The sequence below is a fragment of the Glutamicibacter sp. AGC84 genome (assembly GCF_053543575.1).
In genome coordinates this window covers 187,119-208,347 of record NZ_JBLVOC010000006.1, presented here as the reverse complement: position 1 = coordinate 208,347, position 21,229 = coordinate 187,119, and the positions used below count along the sequence as shown (strand labels likewise).

At 64.7% G+C, this 21,229-nt stretch carries 18 protein-coding genes; 2 read left to right on the top strand and 16 right to left on the bottom strand.

Translation table 11 applies throughout. From position 1 onward, the window contains the following. Positions 1 to 29: 29 nt before the first annotated feature. Genes glpK through ACNPN0_RS05020 form a run of 3 tightly spaced genes read right to left on the bottom strand, consistent with a single transcriptional unit; the run spans position 30 to position 4,035 of the window. A complete protein-coding gene (gene glpK / locus ACNPN0_RS05030; RefSeq protein WP_105658318.1) occupies positions 30 to 1,550 on the bottom strand; it encodes a glycerol kinase GlpK in 1,521 nt (506 codons plus the stop codon). Between the two features lie 17 nt (positions 1,551 to 1,567). Continuing rightward, positions 1,568 to 2,296 (bottom strand): MIP/aquaporin family protein, encoded by a 729-nt coding sequence (locus tag ACNPN0_RS05025; RefSeq protein ID WP_105658317.1) that lies wholly within the window; start codon positions 2,294 to 2,296, stop codon positions 1,568 to 1,570. A gap of 59 nt (positions 2,297 to 2,355) precedes the next feature. Further along, complete coding sequence (locus tag ACNPN0_RS05020) at positions 2,356 to 4,035, bottom strand: FAD-dependent oxidoreductase (protein WP_448938723.1); 1,680 nt, start codon at positions 4,033 to 4,035, stop codon at positions 2,356 to 2,358. Positions 4,036 to 4,141: 106 nt separating this feature from the next. Here ACNPN0_RS05020 and ACNPN0_RS05015 point away from each other — a divergent pair, with 106 nt between their 5' ends. Continuing rightward, positions 4,142 to 5,149, top strand: coding sequence for a sugar-binding transcriptional regulator (locus ACNPN0_RS05015; RefSeq protein ID WP_332486174.1), 1,008 nt, complete (start codon positions 4,142 to 4,144; stop codon positions 5,147 to 5,149). Between the two features lie 10 nt (positions 5,150 to 5,159). Then, the gene (locus ACNPN0_RS05010; RefSeq protein WP_434690521.1) at positions 5,160 to 6,056 is read left to right on the top strand and encodes an alpha/beta fold hydrolase; all 897 of its coding nucleotides are present in this window, start codon (positions 5,160 to 5,162) and stop codon (positions 6,054 to 6,056) included. Here the strand turns inward: ACNPN0_RS05010 and ACNPN0_RS05005 are convergent. The 13 genes from ACNPN0_RS05005 to pyrR form a co-directional block, all read right to left on the bottom strand. Beyond that, complete coding sequence (locus ACNPN0_RS05005; RefSeq protein ID WP_448938724.1) at positions 6,053 to 8,014, bottom strand: primosomal protein N' family DNA-binding protein; 1,962 nt, start codon at positions 8,012 to 8,014, stop codon at positions 6,053 to 6,055. The genes ACNPN0_RS05010 and ACNPN0_RS05005 overlap by 4 nt on opposite strands. Before the next feature lie 9 nt (positions 8,015 to 8,023). Further along, positions 8,024 to 9,229 carry a methionine adenosyltransferase gene (gene metK, locus ACNPN0_RS05000; RefSeq protein WP_105658312.1) on the bottom strand — a complete coding sequence of 402 codons (1,206 nt, stop codon included), beginning with the start codon at positions 9,227 to 9,229 and terminating at the stop codon, positions 8,024 to 8,026. A 76-nt stretch (positions 9,230 to 9,305) separates the two neighbouring features. Then, complete coding sequence (coaBC, locus tag ACNPN0_RS04995) at positions 9,306 to 10,532, bottom strand: bifunctional phosphopantothenoylcysteine decarboxylase/phosphopantothenate--cysteine ligase CoaBC (RefSeq protein ID WP_448938725.1); 1,227 nt, start codon at positions 10,530 to 10,532, stop codon at positions 9,306 to 9,308. 101 nt (positions 10,533 to 10,633) lie between these two features. Then, complete coding sequence (gene rpoZ, locus ACNPN0_RS04990) at positions 10,634 to 10,894, bottom strand: DNA-directed RNA polymerase subunit omega (RefSeq protein WP_286134300.1); 261 nt, start codon at positions 10,892 to 10,894, stop codon at positions 10,634 to 10,636. Between the two features lie 8 nt (positions 10,895 to 10,902). Next, positions 10,903 to 11,469 carry a guanylate kinase gene (gene gmk / locus ACNPN0_RS04985; protein WP_105658309.1) on the bottom strand — a complete coding sequence of 189 codons (567 nt, stop codon included), beginning with the start codon at positions 11,467 to 11,469 and terminating at the stop codon, positions 10,903 to 10,905. 3 nt (positions 11,470 to 11,472) lie between these two features. Beyond that, complete coding sequence (mihF, locus tag ACNPN0_RS04980; RefSeq protein WP_013349055.1) at positions 11,473 to 11,808, bottom strand: integration host factor, actinobacterial type; 336 nt, start codon at positions 11,806 to 11,808, stop codon at positions 11,473 to 11,475. A 147-nt stretch (positions 11,809 to 11,955) separates the two neighbouring features. Beyond that, a complete protein-coding gene (gene pyrF / locus ACNPN0_RS04975) occupies positions 11,956 to 12,798 on the bottom strand; it encodes an orotidine-5'-phosphate decarboxylase (protein WP_434690531.1) in 843 nt (280 codons plus the stop codon). Next, complete coding sequence (gene carB, locus ACNPN0_RS04970; RefSeq protein ID WP_133833340.1) at positions 12,791 to 16,069, bottom strand: carbamoyl-phosphate synthase large subunit; 3,279 nt, start codon at positions 16,067 to 16,069, stop codon at positions 12,791 to 12,793. Before carB ends, pyrF begins: the two co-directional genes overlap by 8 nt. Next, a complete protein-coding gene (gene carA / locus ACNPN0_RS04965) occupies positions 16,069 to 17,238 on the bottom strand; it encodes a glutamine-hydrolyzing carbamoyl-phosphate synthase small subunit (RefSeq protein ID WP_133833339.1) in 1,170 nt (389 codons plus the stop codon). Before carA ends, carB begins: the two co-directional genes overlap by 1 nt. Further along, positions 17,239 to 17,745 carry a PH-like domain-containing protein gene (locus ACNPN0_RS04960; protein ID WP_105658305.1) on the bottom strand — a complete coding sequence of 169 codons (507 nt, stop codon included), beginning with the start codon at positions 17,743 to 17,745 and terminating at the stop codon, positions 17,239 to 17,241. Next, positions 17,738 to 19,042 (bottom strand): dihydroorotase, encoded by a 1,305-nt coding sequence (locus ACNPN0_RS04955; protein WP_434690534.1) that lies wholly within the window; start codon positions 19,040 to 19,042, stop codon positions 17,738 to 17,740. Before ACNPN0_RS04955 ends, ACNPN0_RS04960 begins: the two co-directional genes overlap by 8 nt. Positions 19,043 to 19,053: 11 nt before the next feature. Continuing rightward, positions 19,054 to 20,016, bottom strand: coding sequence for an aspartate carbamoyltransferase catalytic subunit (locus tag ACNPN0_RS04950; protein ID WP_105658303.1), 963 nt, complete (start codon positions 20,014 to 20,016; stop codon positions 19,054 to 19,056). Then, entirely contained in the window at positions 20,013 to 20,582 is a 570-nt protein-coding gene (gene pyrR / locus ACNPN0_RS04945; RefSeq protein ID WP_105658359.1) for a bifunctional pyr operon transcriptional regulator/uracil phosphoribosyltransferase PyrR, read from the bottom strand. The genes ACNPN0_RS04950 and pyrR overlap by 4 nt, the downstream gene beginning before the upstream one ends. Positions 20,583 to 21,229 lie beyond the last annotated feature (647 nt).

Sequence of the window (21,229 nt, the reverse complement as noted above, 5' to 3'; positions counted from 1 at the left end):
GCTCGGAGCCGGCCAAGCCACGGTTGCGCTTAGGCCTTGGTATCTTCGTCGACCCAGTCGAAGGTGCGGGTGACAGCCTTTTTCCACAGGCGCAAGCTGCGCTCACGCGTAGCCTCATCCATGGTTGGCTCCCAGCGCTTGTCCTCGGCCCAATTGTCTTCCAGTTCGCCCAGGTCCTTCCAGAAGCCAACGGCCAGGCCAGCAGCGTAGGCTGCACCCAGTGCGGTGGTCTCGGTGACCTTCGGGCGAACCACTGGCACGCCGAGGATGTCAGCCTGGAACTGCATCAGGGCTTCGTTGGCCACCATGCCGCCGTCGACCTTCAGTTCGGTGAGCGGAACCTCTGCGTCGGCGTTGACCGCATCCAGGACTTCGCGAGTCTGGAATGCGGTGGACTCCAGGGCCGCACGGGCGATGTGGTTCTTGTTCGCATAGCGGGTCAAGCCCACGATCGCGCCACGGGCATCCGAGCGCCAATATGGTGCGAACAATCCGGAGAAGGCCGGAACGATGTACACGCCGCCGTTGTCCTCCACCTTTGCTGCCAGTTCCTCGATCTCCGGAGCGGTAGCGATCATGCCGATATTGTCGCGCAGCCACTGGATCAGCGACCCGGCCACGGCAATGGAACCTTCCAAGGCGTACACCGGTGCGTTTTCGCCCAGCTTGTAGGCCATGGTGGTCAGCAGGCCGTTGGTCGAATTCACGATCTCCGTGCCGGTGTTGAAGATCAGGAAGCAACCGGTGCCGTAGGTGTTCTTCGCGGTACCTGCGGTGAAGGCCGCCTGGCCGAAGGTCGCCGCCTGCTGGTCGCCCAGGATGCCTGCAACGGGCACCTCGCGCAGCAGCTGGTTGGTGTGCACGGAGCCGTAGACCTCCGAAGAAGAGCGGATCTGCGGCATCATCGAGCGCGGCACGCCGAAGTCAGCCAGGATCTTCTCGTCCCAGTCCAGGGTCTTGAGGTCCATGAACAGGGTACGTGATGCGTTGGTCACGTCGGTGACGTGCACGCCGCCGTCCACGCCGCCGGTCAGGTTCCACAGCACCCAGCTGTCGGTGGTGCCGAAGAGCAGGTCGCCTGCTTCGGCACGCTCCCGGGCACCTTCGACATTGTCCAGGATCCACTTGATCTTGGTGCCGGAGAAGTAGGTCGCCAGGGGCAGGCCAACGGTCTGCTTGTAGCGTTCCAGGCCGCCATCGGCTGCCAGTTCGTCGACGATGTCCTGGGTACGGGTGTCCTGCCAGACGATCGCGTTGTAGACGGCTTCGCCGGTGTTCTTATCCCACACCACCGCGGTTTCACGCTGGTTGGTGATGCCGACGACCTCGATGTCGTGGCGGGTCAGGTTGGCCTTGGACAGGGCCTGGCCGATCACTTCGCGCACGTTGCTCCAGATTTCGGCTGGATCGTGCTCGACCCATCCGGCAGCCGGGAAGATCTGCTCGTGTTCCTTCTGGCCTACCGAATGCACCTCACCGGCGTGCGTGAAGACAATTGCGCGGGAGCTGGTCGTGCCTTGGTCAATGGCGATGACGAATTTTTCACTCATGATTCACTGCTCTCTTTCTAGAACATTGGCGCGGCGGCAAGTCCGCCAAGAATACCGCCGATGGCTGGACCAGCCAACGGAACCCACGAGTAGGACCAGTCGGAGGAGCCCTTGCCCTTGATCGGCAGGATGGCGTGGGCAATTCGTGGACCGAGGTCGCGGAACGGGTTGATGGCGTAGCCGGTGGCTCCACCCAGGGACAGGCCGATGGCAACAACCAGCAGGCCGACAGCCAGCGGGCCAAGCTCGTGAGGAGTGTGCCCCAGTCCGGCGATCACGAACACCAGGACGAAGGTGCCGAAGATTTCCGAGACCAGGTTCCAGCCGTAGGAGCGGATGGCCGGTCCGGTGGCGAAGACGCCCAGCTGCGTGCCCGCGTTCTGCGGATCATCCAGGTGCTTCTTGTAGGACAGCCAGGTGCCCACGGCACCCAGGAAGGCGCCAATGAACTGCGCCGCGAAGTAGAGCAGCGTATTGGCCATGGTCTTGGCGACGCCGGGGGCGTACTCGGCAACGTCCGGGTTGACCAGCAGGCCCAGGGTGACTGCCGGGTTCAGGTGGGCTCCGGAGATCCCAGCTATCCAGACGCCGCAATAGACGCCCAGGCCCCAGCCGAAGCTGATGGCTACCCAGCCCGCGGCGCTGCCGAGGGTGCCTTTCAGGGCGACGTTCGCGCAGACGCCGCCGCCCATCAGCAGGAGAATGAAAGTGCCGGCTAATTCGGCGAGAAACACGTGAGTGGACAACGTTGACCTCTTAGTGGTTTCGAGTGCCAGCGGCGCCTTGCCGCCGGCCTGGATGCAGGTTAGACCAGGGTGACTCCGTGGGCTTCTGCGAGTACCGAGAGCGAATGGTCGATCTCGGCTTGGGTCTGGGACTGGTCCCAACCCATCGGCTCTGCAAGGCAATTAGCTGCCTCGATTACCAAATCCTTCGTGACCAGGCCGCGGAAGGCCAGGTTGGTGCGGCGGATGAAGACATCGATCAACCGGCCCACCTGCTCTTGGTTCGCCATGTAGGCCAACTCCTGGCAGGACAGCTCGTTGGTGTGCTCCAGCATGGTTTCGTTGCCGCCGAGGGTCTCCAGCAGGGCATCGGCTCCGGTGCCGTAGCGCTCGAGCAGCACGCGCAAGCGTTCGCGGCCGGCCTTGGACTCGCGCGCGGCATACCAAGCGGCGAGTTCGCCCTCGTTGGCCGGGAAGTTCTTTCCGCCACCGATGGCAACGCCGGCGGTGGACTTCACTTCACGGGCGCCGAGGAATTCCAGGGCCTTGCCGCCGAGGTTCTCGCTCAGTGCGCGGAAGGTGGTCCACTTGCCGCCGATCAGCGAGAGCATGGTGGTCGCGTCGGTCAGGCGGGTTTCCTTGACCTGGTAATCGCGGGATACGAAGCCTGGCGCGGTGTCGTCATGGCTGGGCAGGGGGCGCACGCCGGAGAACTTGTAGACGATCTGTTCCCTGGTGGCCTTGATGCCCGGGAAGACGTGGTGGACCAGCTCGAAGAAGTAGTCGACTTCCTCGTCGGTGCATACCGCTGGCTCGTTCATGTCGTGCTCGAGGTCGGTGGTGCCGACCAGCACGCGGCCGAGCATCGGGTAGATGAGCACGATTCGGCCGTCTTCATGCTCGAAGAAGATTTCGCGGCCTCCGGTAGCGGCGAGCAGTTCCGGGTGATCCAGCACGATGTGCGAACCCTTGGTGCCGCCGGTCCACTTGGTATCGCGGCCCAGGTCCTTGTTGGTCAGATCCACCCACGCGCCAGTGGCGTTGATGATGACATCGGCGTCGAAGTCGAATTCTTCGCCGGAGAGCATATCGCGCAGCTTCGCGGTGCCGCCGTCGACGCCGGCCAGCTCAACGTAGTTGCTGGCGCGGGCCTCGTCGTTGGCGTTCAGGCCTTCACGCAGCACATCCAGGGTCAGCCGCTCGGGGTTGTGCACCGAGGCGTCGAAATAGGTGGCGGTGTACTTGACGTCATCGCGCAGTGCCGGCAGATCCTGGCGGGCAGCCTTGCCTGCCTTGAAGTTATGCCAAGGGGTGTTGCGTCCGCCGATCCCTGCGAACACGTCGTACATGATCAACCCGGCCTTGATCAGCGCCGCCCCGCGTTCGGTTGGCTTGCCCGACTTGTGGGACAGGAAGCGCATCGGTGCGCTGAGGATGCCGGAGAAGGTGGAGAAGATGGGAATGGTGGTCTGCAGCGGCTTCACGTAGTGCGGAGCGATCTCCAGCAGCGAGTTGCGCTCCTGCACCGACTCGTGAACCAGGCGGAACTCGCCGTTCTCCAGATAGCGGATTCCGCCATGGATCATGTGCGAGCTGGCACCCGAAGCGCCCTGGCAGTAATCGCCGCGCTCGATCAGGGCTACATCAATCCCCTGCATGGCAAGGTAGCGGAAGGTCGCTACGCCGTTGATGCCACCGCCAACAACCAGAACCTGCGCCTGCGGACGTTCGCGCAGTTTGGCTAGCTGTTCCCGAATCACGATTTGTGCCCCTTATGTAAATATTGAATGAGTCTGAAGCTAGTCTTGTTACTGAACGGCAAAGCGGTCAAACAAAATGCACAAACGTGCAGAAGTGGTCTGAATCATGATGAAATCCTCGTCCGGGGGCACCTACAAGCGGGCAACGACTGGCACATCTGTGCACAGCACCCCCAAGGCCAAGGATGCGCTGCGCGCCGCCCAGCTGTATTACCTTCAGGATATGAAGATGGAAGTGATCGCCAAGGAGCTGGGCACCTCGCGGTCCACGGTCTCCCGGTTGCTCACCCATGCCAAGCGCACCGGCATGGTTTCGATCAGCATCTCCCCCAGCGCCAACATGTCGGCGCTGCTGGGAAACCAGCTCTCCGAGCACTACGGGATCAGCTTCAACGTCGTACCCACCGACGGCAACATGGATGACTCCGAGCTGCTGGCCCGAGTCTCTGCGCACGCGGCCTACCTGCTCGGCGGCATGGTTTCCTCCTCGATGACGGTGGGTGTTGCCTGGGGGTCGACCATGCAGTCGGTGTCCACGGCATTGGGCTCCCACCCGACCCATGACACGAAGATCGTGCAGCTCAATGGAGCGGCTAATCCGGTGACCAGCGGCGTGCGCTATGCCAGCGACATCCTCACGCGTTTCGGCCAAGCCTTCACCGCCCGCACCGAGCAGTTCCCGGTCCCGGCCTTCTTCGACCGGGCCTCCACCCGCGACGCAATGTGGGAGGAAACATCGATCCGCCGGGTGCTGCAGGTGCAGAAGGAGATGAGTCTCGCGGTGTTCTCCCTGGGCTCGGCCGGCTCCGCCGTGGCTTCGCAGGTCTACCGCGGCGGCTACCTGACCAAGGCGGAAACCCAAGAGCTCAACGAGATCGGCGTGGTCGGCGACGTGGCCACGGTGTTCTTCGACAAGGACGGGAACAGCTCGAACATTTCGCTTAATGCCCGCTCCACCGGCCCGAACCTCGATGCCCTTCGCAAGGTGCCGACCCGTTTCTGCGTGGTCGCCGGCCGCGGCAAGCTCCAAGCCGTGCGCGGTGCGCTCAAAGGCGGGCTGATCACCGATCTGGTGATCGACGAAGGCACCGCCCTGGCGCTGCTGGACGGGTAGGGTTAAAGCCATGGCCCCACGACAGCAGCTAGTGACCACCCACCATTTGAACGGTGCCGAGATCCGGGTCTACACCCACCCGGCCCAGCACCCCTCCCGCGGGGTGATCTACGCCGTGCACGGTTTCCGCGGAGACCACCACGGGCTGGCGCGCATCGTCTCGCACCTGGAGCACTACACGGTGATCGTTCCCGATCTTCCAGGCTTTGGCACTTCGACCTCGATGGCGGATCTGCCCCATGACGTCGAGGGGTACGCTGCGGTGCTCAATCAGCTGGCCGAAGAGCTGCAGCTGGAATCCTCCGTGCACCTGCTGGGGCATTCCTTCGGCTCGATCGTGGCCGCCAAGCTGGCCACCGTCCGCGGCTTTGCCTCGCTGGTATTGCTGAATCCGATCTCCGAGCCGGCGTTGGAGTCCGACCAGGCGCTGCTGGCCAAGCTCACCAGCGGCTACTACGAGGTGTGCGCCAAGCTTCCGGCCCGCATCGGCGAACCGCTGCTGCGTTCCAGGCTGTTCAGCGATGCCATGAGCCTGGTGATGACCAAGAGCAGGGACCCGGAAATCCGCCGCTACGTGCGCGAGCAGCACCGCGCCTACTTCGGCGGCTTCCACTCGCGGGCCACCTTGGCCCAGTCGTACCGCGCCTCGGTCAGCGCAACGGTCGGGGACTACTCCCCTGCGCTGGGCTTGCCGACGCTGATGGTCGGCGGCCTGCAAGACGAACTGGGCACAGCGCAGACGCAGGAGGCGCTGCGGGCCAGCTTCGCCAACGCCCAACTGGTCATGCTCGAGAACGTCGGGCACTTGATCCACTACGAGAAGGCTCCCGAAACCGCCGCCGCCATCGATGGCTTCCTGCAGCTGCTGGCGGCCGGCCAGGACGAGGATCCCGCGGACGGCTCCTAGAGCGCGTCGTCCGGGTCGATAGCGATATTCACGACCGGGTCCTTGGCCGCGGACATGCTCGCGCGCAGTTGGCGCAGGGCCTTGGTCACCGCCGGCCCGTCGGCGTAGGAGAAGAAGAGCACGTAGCGGTGCTGGGCCGGAGGCCCGTCTATCACCGTCGGGCCGTGGATTTGCACGCACTGCCGGGTCTGCGGATCCAGGTTCGCGACCAGTCGTTCGGCGCCCAGGCCCGAAATCACCGCGCTGCGCACTGCCGGAGGCAACCCCACCTCGCGGCGCTCGGCCAATTCGCGTTCGGCAAAGCTCGCCGGGTCGTAGCGCACCAGCGCGGCCCCGGCGGGGCTCGGATTGCCGGTGAGCACCACTACCCCGTCGGCACGCGCCATGGAAGCAGCGGTGAACCAGCGGGAGATGACTTCTTCGGGGTTGCGCAGCGAATCGTGGGCCATCATCTTGTCGGCATCGAGCAGCAGGACCGCGGCGTAGCCGGATTCGGCAAATGGTTCGACCCCTGGCGTAGCGACCACCAGCGCCGGTTTGCCGGGAATCTTGTCCACGGGCTTTGCTCCGGTGGAAGAAATAACGCTGACCTTGGGGAAGGCCAGCCCGAGTTCTTCGGCGGTGCGGTCGGCGCCGATGCTGGCGGCCCGGATCCTCGGTGAGGCGCAGTGCACGCACCGGTAGTCGTGGTACTGCTCGCCGCACCAGCGGCAAGCCACATGCGAGCCCTTGCCGGCGATGTGCAGCGGTCCTTGGCAGGCAGTGCAGCGCGCCGGGGTCCGGCAGTCCTGGCAGGCCAGCGCCGGCATGAACCCGGTGCGCGCCACTTGCACCAGCACCGGGCCGGATTCCAGCGCTTTGGTAGCTTCCCGCCAGGCCAGCGAAGGGATGCGGGCCCGGGCGAGCACCGGGTCGCGCTCGAGCTCGAAATCATTGGTGGTGGCCACAATGCGGGCGGTTTGCGCACGCAGCAGGTCGCGGGGAACCTTCAGTTCGGTGGCCCAGCCGGTCGCCACCAGGCGCTGGGCTTCGACCGAGCGCGATGGCGATGCGATCAGCAGGGAGATGCCTGCCTGCTGGCTGCGCAGCAACGCCACCTCGCGGCTGTGCTGGTAGGGTGCGCGCTGTTCGCGGTGCGACTGGTCCGCGTCCTGCCACACGATCATCAGTTCCAGCCCGGGCACGTGGCATAGCGCCGCCGAACGGGTGCCGATGACAATCTGCACATGCCCCCCGATGGCACGCAGGAAGTTGCGGTAGCGCGGAGTCGGCCCGTCGTCGGCCTGCAGCCGCGCATAGGATTCGGCGCCGAAGTGCTCATCGAGATAGCCACCCAGCAGCCGCAGGTCGCGCGCGTCGGGCACGATCAGCAGCACGCGCTTGCCGCGCTCAAGCACCGGGCGGGCCGCATCCATCAAGAACCCTGGCCAGGCACCGTGGAAATTCGGCACCCAGGTGGCAACGGCGCGCAGGGTTTCGCCGCTTCCCCAGGCGTCAAGCGCTTGGGCGCCGTGCTCGTAGCGGGAGAGCTGGTTCGGGGCGTCGGGCAGCAACGGCGCGACGGTGGCCAATTCCTCTTTTTCGACCTTGGCCGCGCGGGCGGGCACCGCAAGGCGCACCACATCCCACAGGGTTCCGGCATAGCGGGTCGCGATCTCCTGCGCGGCGGCCACAATTTCCGGGTACAGCGCCACCTGGGTGCTGACCAGCTTGGCCAACGGCCGCAGCTTCATCTCCGGGGCGTGGTCCTCGAGCACCGCGACGATGAATCCGGAGAGCAGCTGCGGCCCGAAGGGCACCTTCACGCGCACCCCCGCCACGGCATCCTGGGCCATCGAGGGAGGAATCTCGTAATCGAAGAAGCGGTCCAGATGCGGGACGGAAGAATCAATCAGCACCCGGGCAACCCGCTTGAGGCGGGCCGGCTCGGGTGCTGAGATGAGGGCGTCTTGCTGCACGCTCAGGTCCTAGGCGTTGAACCAGCTGCGCAGGGCCTCGACGCGGTCCAGCTTCTCCCAGGTGAAGTCGTTGTCCTCGCGGCCGAAGTGGCCGTGGGCAGCGGTCTTGCGGTAGATCGGGCGCTTCAAGTCCAGGTCTTCGATGATGCCCAGCGGGCGCAGGTCGAATACCTCGTTGATGGCCTTGGTGATCTTGGCCGGATCAACGGTTTCGGTGCCGAAGGTCTCCACGTACAGGCCCACCGGACGGGCCACGCCGATCGCGTAGGCCACCTGGACCTCGGCACGGCGTGCCAGGCCGGCGGCGACCACGTTCTTGGCCACCCAGCGCATCGCGTAGGCAGCCGAGCGGTCGACCTTCGAAGGGTCCTTGCCCGAGAAGGCGCCTCCGCCGTGGCGGGCGAAGCCGCCGTAGGTGTCCACGATGATCTTGCGGCCGGTCAGCCCGGCATCGCCGACCGGGCCGCCGATGATGAACGGGCCCGATGGGTTCAGGATGATCTTGGTGTTCGAGATGTCCAGTCCCGAACGCTCCAGGATCGGGGTGACAACCTCTTCGTGCAGGTCGGCCTTCAGGGTCGCCAGCTCGTATTCGGCGGCGTGCTGGCTGGAGACGACCACGGTGTCCACGGAGACCGGCTTGTCGCCGTCGTAGCCGATGGTGACCTGGGTCTTGCCATCCGGGCGCAGCAGCGGCATGCGGCCGTTCTTGCGGACCTGGGTCAGGCGCTCGGACAGGCGGTGCGCCAGGAAAATCGGGGTCGGCATCAGCGAGTCGGTCTCATCCGAGGCGTAGCCGAACATCAGGCCCTGGTCGCCGGCACCCTGCATGTCGCGGGGATCCTTGGCCGTGCCTTCGCGCGACTCCAGCGAGTTGAAGACGCCATCGTGGATCTCCTGGGACTGCTGGCCGATCGACACGGACACGCCGCAGCGCGCACCGTCGAAGCCGTTGGCCGAGGAGTCATAGCCGATGTCCAGGATGGTCTTGCGGACGATCTCCGGGATCTCCACGTAGCCATTGGTGGTCACCTCGCCGGCAACGTGCACCAGCCCGGTGGTGGTCAGGGTCTCGACGGCGACCTTCGAGTCCGGATCCTGCGCCAGCATGGCGTCGAGGATGGCGTCGGAAATCTGGTCGCAAATCTTGTCCGGGTGGCCCTCGGTCACGGATTCCGAGGTGAAAAGACGAAGTTCAGGGGTTGTTGAAGTCACCGTATAACTCTATCTGGTCTCTGGGACCGGTAAGCAGAACTGGTACGTTTCGTGAACAAGCACCGTATGGCGCCACTCACTTTGTTACAGCTGCATGACTTTTTGTTGCATTCGAAATCTGTTCGATGACCACGCGGGCCACCTCGAGCTTGCTGCCCGAGGCCTGCACCGAGTCGGCGCCATCGGCGAAAAGAACCTGGATGCTATTGGTTTCCTGCCCGAAGGTCAGGGATGCGCCCACCTCGTTGACCACGAGCATTTCGCAGCCCTTGCGGTTCAGCTTGGCCTGGCCGTACTCCAGCACGGTCCCCTGCTCATCGCCGGTCTCGGCGGCAAAACCGACAATGAACGGCGGCAATTGCGGATTCCGTCCACGCGCGGCGACCAGCTCGGCGAGGATGTCCGGGTTGCGCACCAGTTCGATGACCGGCGCCGAATGCTCATCGCGCTTCTTGATCTTCGAGTTCTCGATTCTTGCCGGGCGGAAATCGGCGACCGCGGCATTCATGATCAGCACATCTTGGCCCTCGGCGCAGTCGAAGACCGCCTCGCGCAGCTCCAGTGCGCTGGAGGCGTGCACCAGCCGCACGCCATGCGGCGCGGGCACTTCCAGATGGGTGGCGATCAGCGTGACCTCGGCCCCGGCATCTCTGGCAGCCTGTGCCAGCGCGACACCCTGGCGGCCCGAGGAGCGGTTACCCAGGAAGCGCACCGGGTCCAGCGGTTCACGGGTGCCGCCGGCGGTGATCAGCACCTTGGCTCCGGCCAGCACCGGTTCGGCGAGCAGGTCCTGGATTGCGGCGAAAATTTCATCGGGTTCCGGAAGCCGGCCCGGTCCCGAGTCCTTGCCGGTCAGCCGCCCGGAAGCTGGTTCGATCACCCGCACGCCGCGATCCCGCAGCGTCTGCACATTCGCGGCAGTGGCCGGATGCTGCCACATTTCGGTGTGCATGGCCGGAGCCATCACTACCGGCGCCCGCGTGGCCAGCAGGGTTCCGGTGAGCAGGTCGTCAGCCAATCCCGCAGCGGCCTTGGCTAAGACGTCCGCTGTGGCCGGCACGACCATCACCAGATCGGCCTGCTGGCCCAGGCGCACGTGATTGACCGAATCCACCGCGTCGAACACGTTCGAGGTGACCGGATTTCCGGACAGGGCCTCCCAGGTGGCGTTGCCCACGAAGTTGGCGACGTTCCGGGTGGGGATCACGTCGACGTGGTGCCCGGCTTCGCGCAGCAAGCGCAGCAGGAGTACGGACTTGTAGGCGGCGATACCAGCGGAAACGCCTAGGACAATTCGCTTCACGAAGTACTTCCTCGAGGATTCGGTGCGGCAATGAGGTGGGTGCGGGAGAAAAGGAGCTTAACGAAAAAGAAGGCGCCCGCTCAGGGGCGCCGACTTTTCGATTAGTCTTCGATGACCTCGGCTGCGGTTACCTTCAGCAGGTTATCGTCCAGCTCGCGCAAGGCGATGGTCAGCGGCTTCTCGTTCAGCTTGGTTTCCACCAGTGGGCCTACGTACTCGAACAGGCCTTCGTTCAGCTGCGCGTAGTACGCGTTGATCTGGCGTGCACGCTTGGCCGAGTTCAGCACAATGGCGTACTTCGAGTCGTTGGTCTCAAGCAACGAGTCGATCGATGGGTTAATGATTCCCTCTGGGTTGGACACAGGACTCCCTATTTGTCGTTCTTTAGCCCCATGAGGGCTACAAGCTCTTCGGCGGCACGTGCGACATCGTCGTTGACGATGGTCACGTCGAATTCAGATTCCGCTGCAAGTTCTAGTTTAGCGGTTTCCAGGCGGCGCTGCTGTTCCTCGGCCGTTTCAGTGCCGCGTCCCACAAGGCGGCGCACCAATTCCTCCCATGATGGAGGTGCCAAGAAGACGAATTTTGCCTCGGGCATCGACTCCTTGACCTGCCGCGCACCTTGCAGATCGATTTCCAGCAGAACCTTCTTGCCATCTGCCACTGCATCTTCAACCGTCGATCGAATCGTGCCGTAGCTGTTCTGGCCATGGACAACAGCCCATTCCAGCATCTGGCCTTCCTCGACCAGGGATTGGAAGCGTTCTGGGCCCACGAAGAAGTAGTGGACTCCATCCTGCTCCCCTGGCCGGGCGTTGCGGGTCGTTGCGGACACCGAAAGCCAGACATCTGGATAGTTATCGCGGATGTAGGTAGAGACGGTGCCCTTGCCTACTGCCGTGGGGCCGGCTAGAACAGTTACCGACGCAGCGGTCATTGACTACACTTTCGTTTTTGGCGGGCTTTGCTTGAAGTGCTCGGTGATTGCAGTGCGCTGCTTGCGTCCCAGTCCGCGCAGACGGCGGGAAGGGGAAATGCCAAGTCGCTCCAGCAAATTTGCCGCGCGTACTTCACCTACGCCCGGTACCGATTCCAGAAGGTCCATGACACGCATGCGTCCCACGGCTTCATCTTCGTATACCAAGTCTAGTACCTCGGTGATGGAAATTTTGCCGGCACTGAACTCGGCCTTGATTTCTGCACGACGAGTGCGTGCGGCGAGTGCCTTGGCGCGGGCGCGGATACGATCTTCGTCAGAGAGTTCTCGCAGTACCATCGTTCAGCCATCCTTCAGTTGTAGTGGACTAAGGCTTATGTTGAGAAACATAGCGAGCTAACGCTGCTTTTGCAAGACTAAACGCGTTGTGGCTACTAGAAACTCTAATAGCCACAACGCGCCTATGTCACTTATTCGAATTTTTTGCTAGCGAGCTGCCAGCAATTCGTCCCTAACCCGCAGGGCTTTTTCCCTGAGAGCGGCCTTATCCGGCCCCGCTTTGAGGATGTCCCTGCTGCTCGTGCCCAGTACCTGGCCGTAGCTTGAGGCGAATGACTTGGCAATATCCGCGGCCGTGGCACCCTGGGCGCCGAGCCCTGGTGTGAGCAGCGGAGCCTTGGAAGCTGCCAGATCGATTCCGAGCTTGGACGGTGCATCCCCGATGGTCGCACCGACAACCAGCCCGACATGTCCTAAATCTCCTGCGTATGCATTATCCGCAGTGACTTGGTCAATAATTGATTTAGCAACCGAGTTTTCTCCGCCTACGTGCTGTACCGATGGCCCCTCGGGGTTGGAAGTCAGTCCGAGAACGAACACTCCCCTGCCGGTTCCAGCAGCCAAATCCAGTGCCGGACGCAGCGATTCATACCCCAGGTACGGGCTCAAAGTCACAGCATCTGCAGCCAGCGGAGAAGCATCATCGAGCCATGCGCTCGCGTACGCTGCCATGGTCGAACCGATATCCCCGCGCTTGGCGTCGGCCAGCGTGAGCAGTCCAGCGGACTTCGCAGCACTCAAGGTTTCTTCCAATGCGGCAAATCCCTTGGACCCGAAGCGCTCGTACAGAGCCACTTGGGGCTTGAGGATTGCCGCCGCACCGGCCATCGCTTCCACGACGGTCAGTGAGAAAGATCGCACGCCCTCGGCCGTATTCTCCAGCCCCCAGGCTTCCAGCAGCGCCGGGTGGGGATCAATCCCCACGCACAGCGGGCCGGAAGCCTGCATGGCTGAACGAAGCCGCTGACCGAATGGGATCGGCTCAGGCATTGCGCGCTGCGTTCAGGTTGGCGTCGTGCACCTGCAAGCTGGTGACATCCCACTCGTACTCGCGCAGGGCATCGATCGCCTGGACCGAAGCGTTGAACTCCGCCACGGTGGTGATGACCGGGGTGCCGACAGACGTCGCGGCGGCGCGGATCTCGTAGCCATCGCCACGTGCATCCGAGCCCGACGGGGTGTTCAGGATCAGGCCGATCTGGCCGGCTACGATCAAATCGACAATGGACTCCCCGCCTTCGTGCAGCTTGCCGACCACCTGGGTCGGGATGCCGTTGCGGCGCAGCACTTCTGCGGTGCCGCCGGTGGAGATGATCTCGAAGCCCTGGTCAGCAAGGTGCTTGACCGGCAGGACGATCGAGCGCTTGTCGCGGTTGGTGACCGAGACGAAGACCTTGCCGCCGGTTGGCAGCGGGTTGTTCGCTGCGGCCTGCGACTTGGCGAAAGCGGTGTCGAAGTACTTGTCGATGCCCATGACTTCGCCGGTGGAACGCATCTCTGGGCCGAGCAGCGAGTCGACGACCTTGCCCTCCGGGGTGCGGAAGCGGGCGAACGGCATGACTGCTTCCTTGACGGCGATCGCCGCCGATTCAGGCAGGTGCGCGCCATCGCCGGATGCTGGCAGGTAGCTGCCGCGCATCTCGGCCAGGGTCCGGCCCACGCCGATCAGCGCGGCGACCTTGGACAGCTGCACGCCGGTAGCCTTCGAGGTGAATGGCACGGTGCGCGATGCACGCGGATTCGCTTCGATGACGTACAGGATGTCGCTGGCCAGGGCGAACTGGATGTTGATCAGGCCACGCACGCCCACGCCTTCGGCGATCGCACGGGTTGCCGCGGCAACGCGGTCGCGCACGTCGGCGCCCAGGGTGATCGGAGGCAGGGTGCAGGCCGAGTCCCCGGAGTGGATGCCGGCTTCCTCGATGTGCTCCATGATGCCGCCGACGTACAGGTCGGTGCCGTCGAACAGGGCGTCGACATCGATCTCGATGGCGTCTTCCAGGAAGCGGTCCACCAGTACCGGGTGGTCCACGGTGATTTCGGTCGCGTTGGTGATGTAGCGCTCGAGGTTGGCCTCGTCGTACACGATCTCCATGCCGCGTCCGCCCAGCACGTAGGAAGGGCGAACCAGTACCGGGTAGCCGATGGAGTCGGCGATGGTCTTGGCATCGGCGAAGGACACCGCGGTGCCGTTCTTCGGCGCTACCAGCCCGGCGTTATCCAGTACCTGCTGGAAGGCGCCGCGGTGCTCGGCCAGGTCGATGGCCTCGGGCGAGGTGCCCAGGATCGGCACGCCGGCAGCCTTCAGCTCGGCGGCGAGCTTCAGCGGAGTCTGGCCGCCAAGCTGGACGAACACGCCCAGCACGCCGCCGGTTTCCTCTTCAGCGTGGATGACCTCCAGGACATCTTCCAGGGTCAGCGGCTCGAAGTAGAGGCGGTCGGAGATGTCGTAGTCGGTGGAGACGGTCTCGGGGTTGCAGTTGACCATGACGGTCTCGTAGCCCTCGGCGCGCAGCGCCATCACCGCGTGGACGCAGGAGTAGTCGAACTCGATGCCCTGGCCGATGCGGTTCGGGCCCGAGCCCAGGATGATGACCGACTTCTTCTCGTGGCGCTCCAGCTCGGTCTCTTCGTCGTACGAGGAGTACATGTACGGGGTGAAGGCCTCGAATTCGGCGGCGCAGGTGTCCACGGTCTTGTAGACCGGGCGCACGCCCAGGGCATGGCGGATGCCGCGGATGACCGATTCGGCCTTGCCGGTGAGCTGGGCGAGCTGGACATCGGAGAAGCCGTGGCGCTTGGCTTCGCGCAGCACGTGCTCCGGCAGGTGCTTGTTCGCCGCCACCAGCTGCGCGACCTCGTTGATCAGCTGCAGCTGGTCCAGGTACCACGGGTCGATCGCAGTGGTCTCGAACAGCTTCTCGATGGATACGCCGGAGAACAGCAGGCGCTGGACCAGCGACAGGCGCTCGGTCGAGCCCTTGACGATCGAGGCCAGCACGGCCTCGTGCTCGGATTCCGGGATCGGCTCGAAGGACAGCTCGGAGCCCTTCTGCTCCAGGGAGCGCAGCGCCTTTTGCAGCGCTTCGGTGAAGTTGCGGCCCAGGGCCATCGCTTCGCCGACCGACTTCATGGTGGTGGTCAGGGTCTTGTCCGCTGCCGGGAACTTCTCGAAGGCGAAGCGCGGGACCTTCACGACCACGTAGTCCAGGGCCGGTTCGAAGGAAGCCGGGGTCTTCTGGGTGATGTCGTTCGGGATCTCATCCAGGGTGTAGCCCACGGCCAGCTTGGTGGCGATCTTCGCGATCGCGAAGCCGGTGGCCTTGGAGGCCAGTGCCGAGGAGCGCGAGACGCGCGGGTTCATCTCGATGACCACGACGCGGCCGGTGTCAGGCTCGATGGCGAACTGGATGTTGCAGCCGCCGGTGTCCACGCCGACTTCGCGGATGACCGCGATCGAGATGTCGCGCAGCTTCTGGTATTCGCGGTCGGTCAGCGTCATGGCCGGGGCGACGGTGATCGAGTCGCCGGTGTGCACGCCGACCGGATCGAAGTTCTCGATGGAGCAGACGACCACGACGTTGTCGTTCTTGTCGCGCATCATCTCCAGCTCGTACTCCTTCCAGCCCAGGATGGACTCCTCCAGGAGCACCTCGGTGGTTGGCGAGTACTGCAGGCCGGCGCCCGCGATGCGGCGCAGGTCCTCCGGGTTGTAGGCCATGCCCGAGCCCAGGCCGCCCATGGTGAACGACGGGCGCACGACCACCGGGTAGTTCAGCTCCTCGACGGCGGCGAAGGCCTCGTCCAGGGTGTGCACGATGACCGAGCGGGCCGATTCGGCGCCGCAGCGCTCCACGACGCCCTTGAACTTCTCGCGGTCCTCGCCCAGCTCGATGGCTTCGATGTTCGCGCCGATCAGCTCGACGTCGTACTTCTCCAAGGCACCGGACTTGTCCAGGGCGATGGCGGTGTTCAGCGCGGTCTGCCCGCCCAGGGTCGGCAGGATCGCATCCGGGCGTTCCTTGGCGATGATCTTCTCGACGACCTCGGGGGTGATCGGCTCCACGTAGGTGGCGTCGGCGAATTCCGGGTCGGTCATGATGGTGGCCGGGTTGGAGTTGACCAGGATGACCCGCAGGCCCTCCTCCTTGAGCACACGCAGTGCCTGGGTGCCGGAGTAGTCGAACTCAGCGGCCTGGCCGATGACGATCGGACCCGAACCGATAACGAGAACTGATTTCAGATCGGTGCGCTTAGGCATTACTTGCTGTCCTTTTCTGCGGCGGAATCCAACGCGGTCATGAAGCGGTCAAAGAGGTAGGCGGCATCGTGGGGGCCGGATGCTGCCTCTGGGTGGTACTGCACGGAGAAGGCCGGGATGTCCAGGCAGCTCAGGCCTTCGACCACGTGGTCGTTCAGCGAATAGTGCGAGACCTCGACCTTGCCGAAGCGTTCGACCGGTGCGGTGACGGCGCCCTCGATGGGCGCGTCGACGGCGAAGCCGTGGTTCTGGCTGGTGATCTCCACGCGGCCGGTGGCCTTGTCCATCACCGGCTGGTTGATTCCGCGGTGGCCGAAGCGCAGCTTGTAGGTGTCGAAGCCCAGCGCGCGGCCCAGGATCTGGTTGCCGAAGCAGATGCCGAAGTACGGGATGCCGGCGTCGAGCACCGAACGGACCAGTTCCACCTGGGCGGTGGCGGTAGCAGGGTCGCCGGGGCCGTTGGAGAAGAACACGCCGTTAGCGCCGGTGGCCTTGATATCTTCCAGGGTGGCGTTGTACGGCAGCACGTGCACGCGCAGGCCGCGCTCGGCCAGGCGGTGCGGGGTCATCGACTTCATGCCCAGGTCGATCGCGGCCACGGTGTGCTTGGCCTCGCCGTCGTAGCCGTGGTCGGCTGGCTCGACGATGTAGGCGGTGTCCACCGAAACCTCGGCGGAGATGTTGCGGCCGGCCATCGACGGCTGCGCCTTGACCAGGGCCACCAGCTCGGCGTCGGTCTTCGCGGCGTCATCGCCGGAGAAGATGCCGGACTTCATCGCGCCGGCGTCGCGCAGGTGGCGGGTCAGCGCGCGGGTGTCCACGCCCTGGATGCCCACGATGCCGTACTCGACCAGATCTGCATCAAGGGTGCGCTCGCTGCGCCAGTTGCTTGGCCGGCGGGCGGCGTCGCGCACCACGTAGCCGGCAGCCCACATGCGGGTGGATTCCGGATCTTGCGAGTTCACGCCGGTGTTGCCGATGTGCGGGAAGGTCTGCACGATGATCTGGTGCGCGTAGGACGGGTCAGTCAGGGTTTCCTGGTAGCCGGTCATGCCGGTGGTGAACACTGCTTCACCCAGGGTGGTGCCCACGGCGCCATAGCTGCGCCCGCGGAAGATGCGGCCATCTTCAAGTACCAACACGGCTGGTAGGTTGCTCAGGGAATTCACTTATTTGTCTCCTGCTCGGCTTACGTCGTTGTGCGACGCCAGCAACTGATAGATCTTTGGGGTGTCCTCGTGGTAGCGGGGACGGAATCCGGTGTCGAAGGTGAAGCCGTCCTTGTTCCAGGTGATGACGATCAGGCCGTTCTTCTCCACGACCTTGCCGATCATCCCGTTGCTGCGCTTCACGTCCTCGTAGTGCTCCCACGGGATGTGCACGTCGCGCGCTCCGGAACGGATCAGGTGCAGCCCTTCGCGTCCCAGTTCCAAGGTGGCGTTGGTGCGCACTCCGAGCTCATGGACCGCGATGCGCGCCAGCCAGTCGTCGAACCGGGTGGTGACCACGTACATGCCCGCGAAATGGTGCTCCACCTCATCGGCGAAGTCCTCGAAGGGCTCGGGAATCGCTGACTGCCGGGCCTTGAGGTTCCGCCAGCCGAAAAGGATCAGGCCCACGCCTGCGACGATCGCGACAATCGTCCAGATCAACGGGGTCAGGGCTCCCTCAGGCATTGGCCGTCCTCGGGGTAGCCAGCTGGCCATCGAGCACGGTGGCATGGCCGTGGAAGAAGGTGGCGCGCACCGATCCGGGCAGCTCCATGCCGGCGAACGGCGAGTTGCGCCCCTTGGTGGCCATGGCGGTAGGGTCGACGATCCAGCGGGCTGCAGGATCGACCAGCACCAGGTTGGCAGGCTCGCCGATGGCGATCGGGCGGCCCTGGTCGGCAACGCGGCCGATCTGCGCGGGCACCTGCGAGGTAATGCGGGCCACGCCCTCCCAGCCCATCAGCCCGGTGTCCACCAGCGTGTGCTGCACGATGGACAGCGCGGTCTCCAGTCCGGTCATGCCCATGGCGGCCGCTCCCCACTCGCAGTCCTTGGCCTCGGAGGGGTGCGGGGCGTGGTCGGTGCCGATCACGTCGATGGTGCCGTCGGCAACGCCCGCGCGCAACGCCATCACGTCTTCTTCGCGGCGCAGCGGCGGGTTGACCTTGAAGACCGGGTCGTAGGTGCGCACCTTCTCATCGGTGAGCAGCAGGTGGTGCGGGGTGACCTCCGCGGTGACCTGGATGCCGCGGGCCTTGGCCCAGCGGATGATCTCCACCGAGCCGGCCGTGGACACATGGCACACGTGCAGGCGGGCGCCGACGTGCTCGGCCAAGAGCACATCGCGGGCGATGATCGATTCCTCGGCGACCGCTGGCCAGCCGGGCATGCCCAGGATGGCGGAGACTTCGCCCTCGTTCATCTGGGCGCCTTCGGTCAGGCGCGGTTCCTGGGCGTGCTGGGCGACGACCCCGTCGAAGGCCTTCACGTATTCCAGGGCGCGGCGCATCAGCAGCGGATCCCAGACGCAGATGCCGTCATCGGAGAACATCTTCACCTGGGCACGGGAATCGGCCATTGCGCCGATTTCGCTCAGCTGCTTGCCGGCCAACCCGACGGTCACCGCGCCGACCGGGCGGACATCCACCCAGCCTGCCTTGCGGCCCAGTTCGTAGACCTGCTCGACGACGCCGGCGGTATCGGCTACCGGGGTGGAGTTGGCCATGGCATGCACGGCGGTGTAGCCGCCCAGGGCTGCTGCCTGCGAACCGGTTTCCACGGTTTCAGCATCTTCGCGGCCTGGTTCGCGCAGGTGGGTGTGGGTGTCGACCAGCCCGGGCAAGAGCACGAGATTCTTCGCGTCAATCACCTGATGCTGGTCGGTGGCTTCAATGCTGCCGATCTGCGCGATCTTGCCGTCGACGATGAGCACGTCGGTTGGTTCGCCGCCGAGGATGGAGGCCTGCTGGATCAAGTAGTTCATGGGTTCTTCCTTCAGATCAGGTCGCCGGAGAGGAGCATGTAGAGGCTGGCCATGCGCACGGCCACGCCATTGGTGACCTGGTCGAGCACGGTGGAGCGTGGCGAATCCGCGGCAGCCGAGGAGATTTCCAGGCCGCGGTTCATCGGGCCCGGGTGCATGATCAGGGTTTCGGCGCCCGAGGCGTCCAACTGTGCCAGGCGTGCATCGTCCAGTCCCCAGTAGCGCGAGTATTCGCGGGGGTTCGGGAAGTACGCGGCGTTCATGCGCTCGCCCTGCACGCGCAGCATCATCAGCGCGTCAACGCCCGAGGCGATCACTGCATCCAGGTCGTAGCTGATGGCGCAGGGCCAGGAGCCGGCGCCGAAAGGCAGCAGGGTCGGAGGGGCCACCATCGTCACTTCGGCACCGAGGGTGTTCAGCAGCCACAGGTTGGAGCGGGCCACGCGCGAATGCAGGATATCCCCGACGATCGCGACCTTCAGTCCGTCCAGGCCGCGGCCTGCCGGGCTGGTGCCATCGCGCAATGCCACCTGGCGGCGCAGGGTGAATGCGTCCAGCAGCGCCTGGGTGGGATGCTCGTGCGTGCCGTCGCCTGCATTGACGATGGGCAGGCCAATCCAGTCCGTGGCCGCTAGCCGGGCCGGGGCGCCGGAATCCGGGTGGCGGATGACCACTGCGTCGGCACCAATGGCCAACAGGGTCTGGGCGGTATCCTTCAGGGACTCGCCCTTGGAAACGCTCGAGCCCTTGGCCGAGAAATTGATGACGTCCGCGCTCAATCGCTTGGCGGCGGCCTCGAAGGAAATCCGGGTGCGGGTGGAGTCCTCGAAGAAGAGGTTCACCACGGTGCGACCGCGCAGGGCCGGAAGCTTCTTGATGGCACGGGTCGAGGACTCGCGCATCTCTTCGGCAATATCAAGGATGGCGATGGCTTCTTCGCGGGTCAGGTCCGCGGTGGATAGCAGGTGTTTCACGCGGCGCCCTCGATCACGACTTCGTTTTTCCCATCGATTTCCGCCAAGTGCACGCGCACCTTTTCGCTCTTGGCTGTCGGCAGGTTCTTGCCCACATGATCGGCGCGGATCGGCAGTTCCCGATGCCCGCGGTCAACCAGGACGGCCAGCCGCACGATGCGGGGGCGGCCCCAGTCTGCCAGGGCATCCAGGGCGGCGCGGATGGTGCGACCGGAGTACAGGACGTCGTCAACCAGGACCACGACCTTGCCTTCGATGCCGCCTGCTGGCAGGCGCGTCGGCGACGGGGTGCGGGTGGTGGAGTGACGCAGATCATCACGGTACATGGTGATATCGAGCTGGCCTACCAGGGATGCCGGGTCCAGGTTGCCCGGGGCGGTAGCAGCGATTCGCGCTGCCAGCCGCTGTGCCAGCGGGAAACCCCGGCTGGGAATGCCCAGGAGCACCAGGTCGTCGGTGCCCTTGTTGGCCTCGATGATCTCGAAGGCTACGCGAGTGAGCACACGTTCGATGTCGTCGCCGGTTAATACCGTGCGGGCAGCATCTGGCACTGAATTTTCATTCATGCTGTGCACCTCTCCCTTCTCCGCCTCACGGGACGGGATTTAAAGGAATATTGCTAACTCAAATTATCACGAGCGGGAGCTGATTCCCTAGCGGAAACCTATGCATGACACTGAATAGGGCATGGGATCGGTCACAGCGATCGGCCGGCGGCTTCGTGCGACCGGCAGAACCACGCAGATCCCTGCAGTTGGCCCTGGCCCCGCGAGCAGATGTGTTGCGATCGACACACCCGCGAAGTGGCGTGGGCCCGGGATTCCTGGTGCATGATCGGCCCGCGCGCCCGGGCAAGGCTTTCGCGCGGCAGATCCGCAGGCCCGCTATGCCGCGCGTACTGCTCATCCAGGATTTGCGCCGCTCCGTCGAACTCGGGTCCCGGCGGACCCGAGTTCCTGCCCGCCGGATCAGCCCGGGAGATCCAGGTACGCCAGTTCCGTTCAGCTACACCCGGATGGTGCGGCAGGACAAGCAGTCCGAGCGTGGAAAGCAGAACCGAGCGCGTGGACAGCAGCAAAGCATCCAGCCCCCGGCATTCGAGCCCGTGGCCAGCCGGTTGCCGTGCAGGTGGCCCGCTCCGCCTGCTTCGCCGGGATCCTGCCCGGGGCCGAGCCGCGACAGGCAACGGCTTAACGCAAAAAAGCCCGGGGGG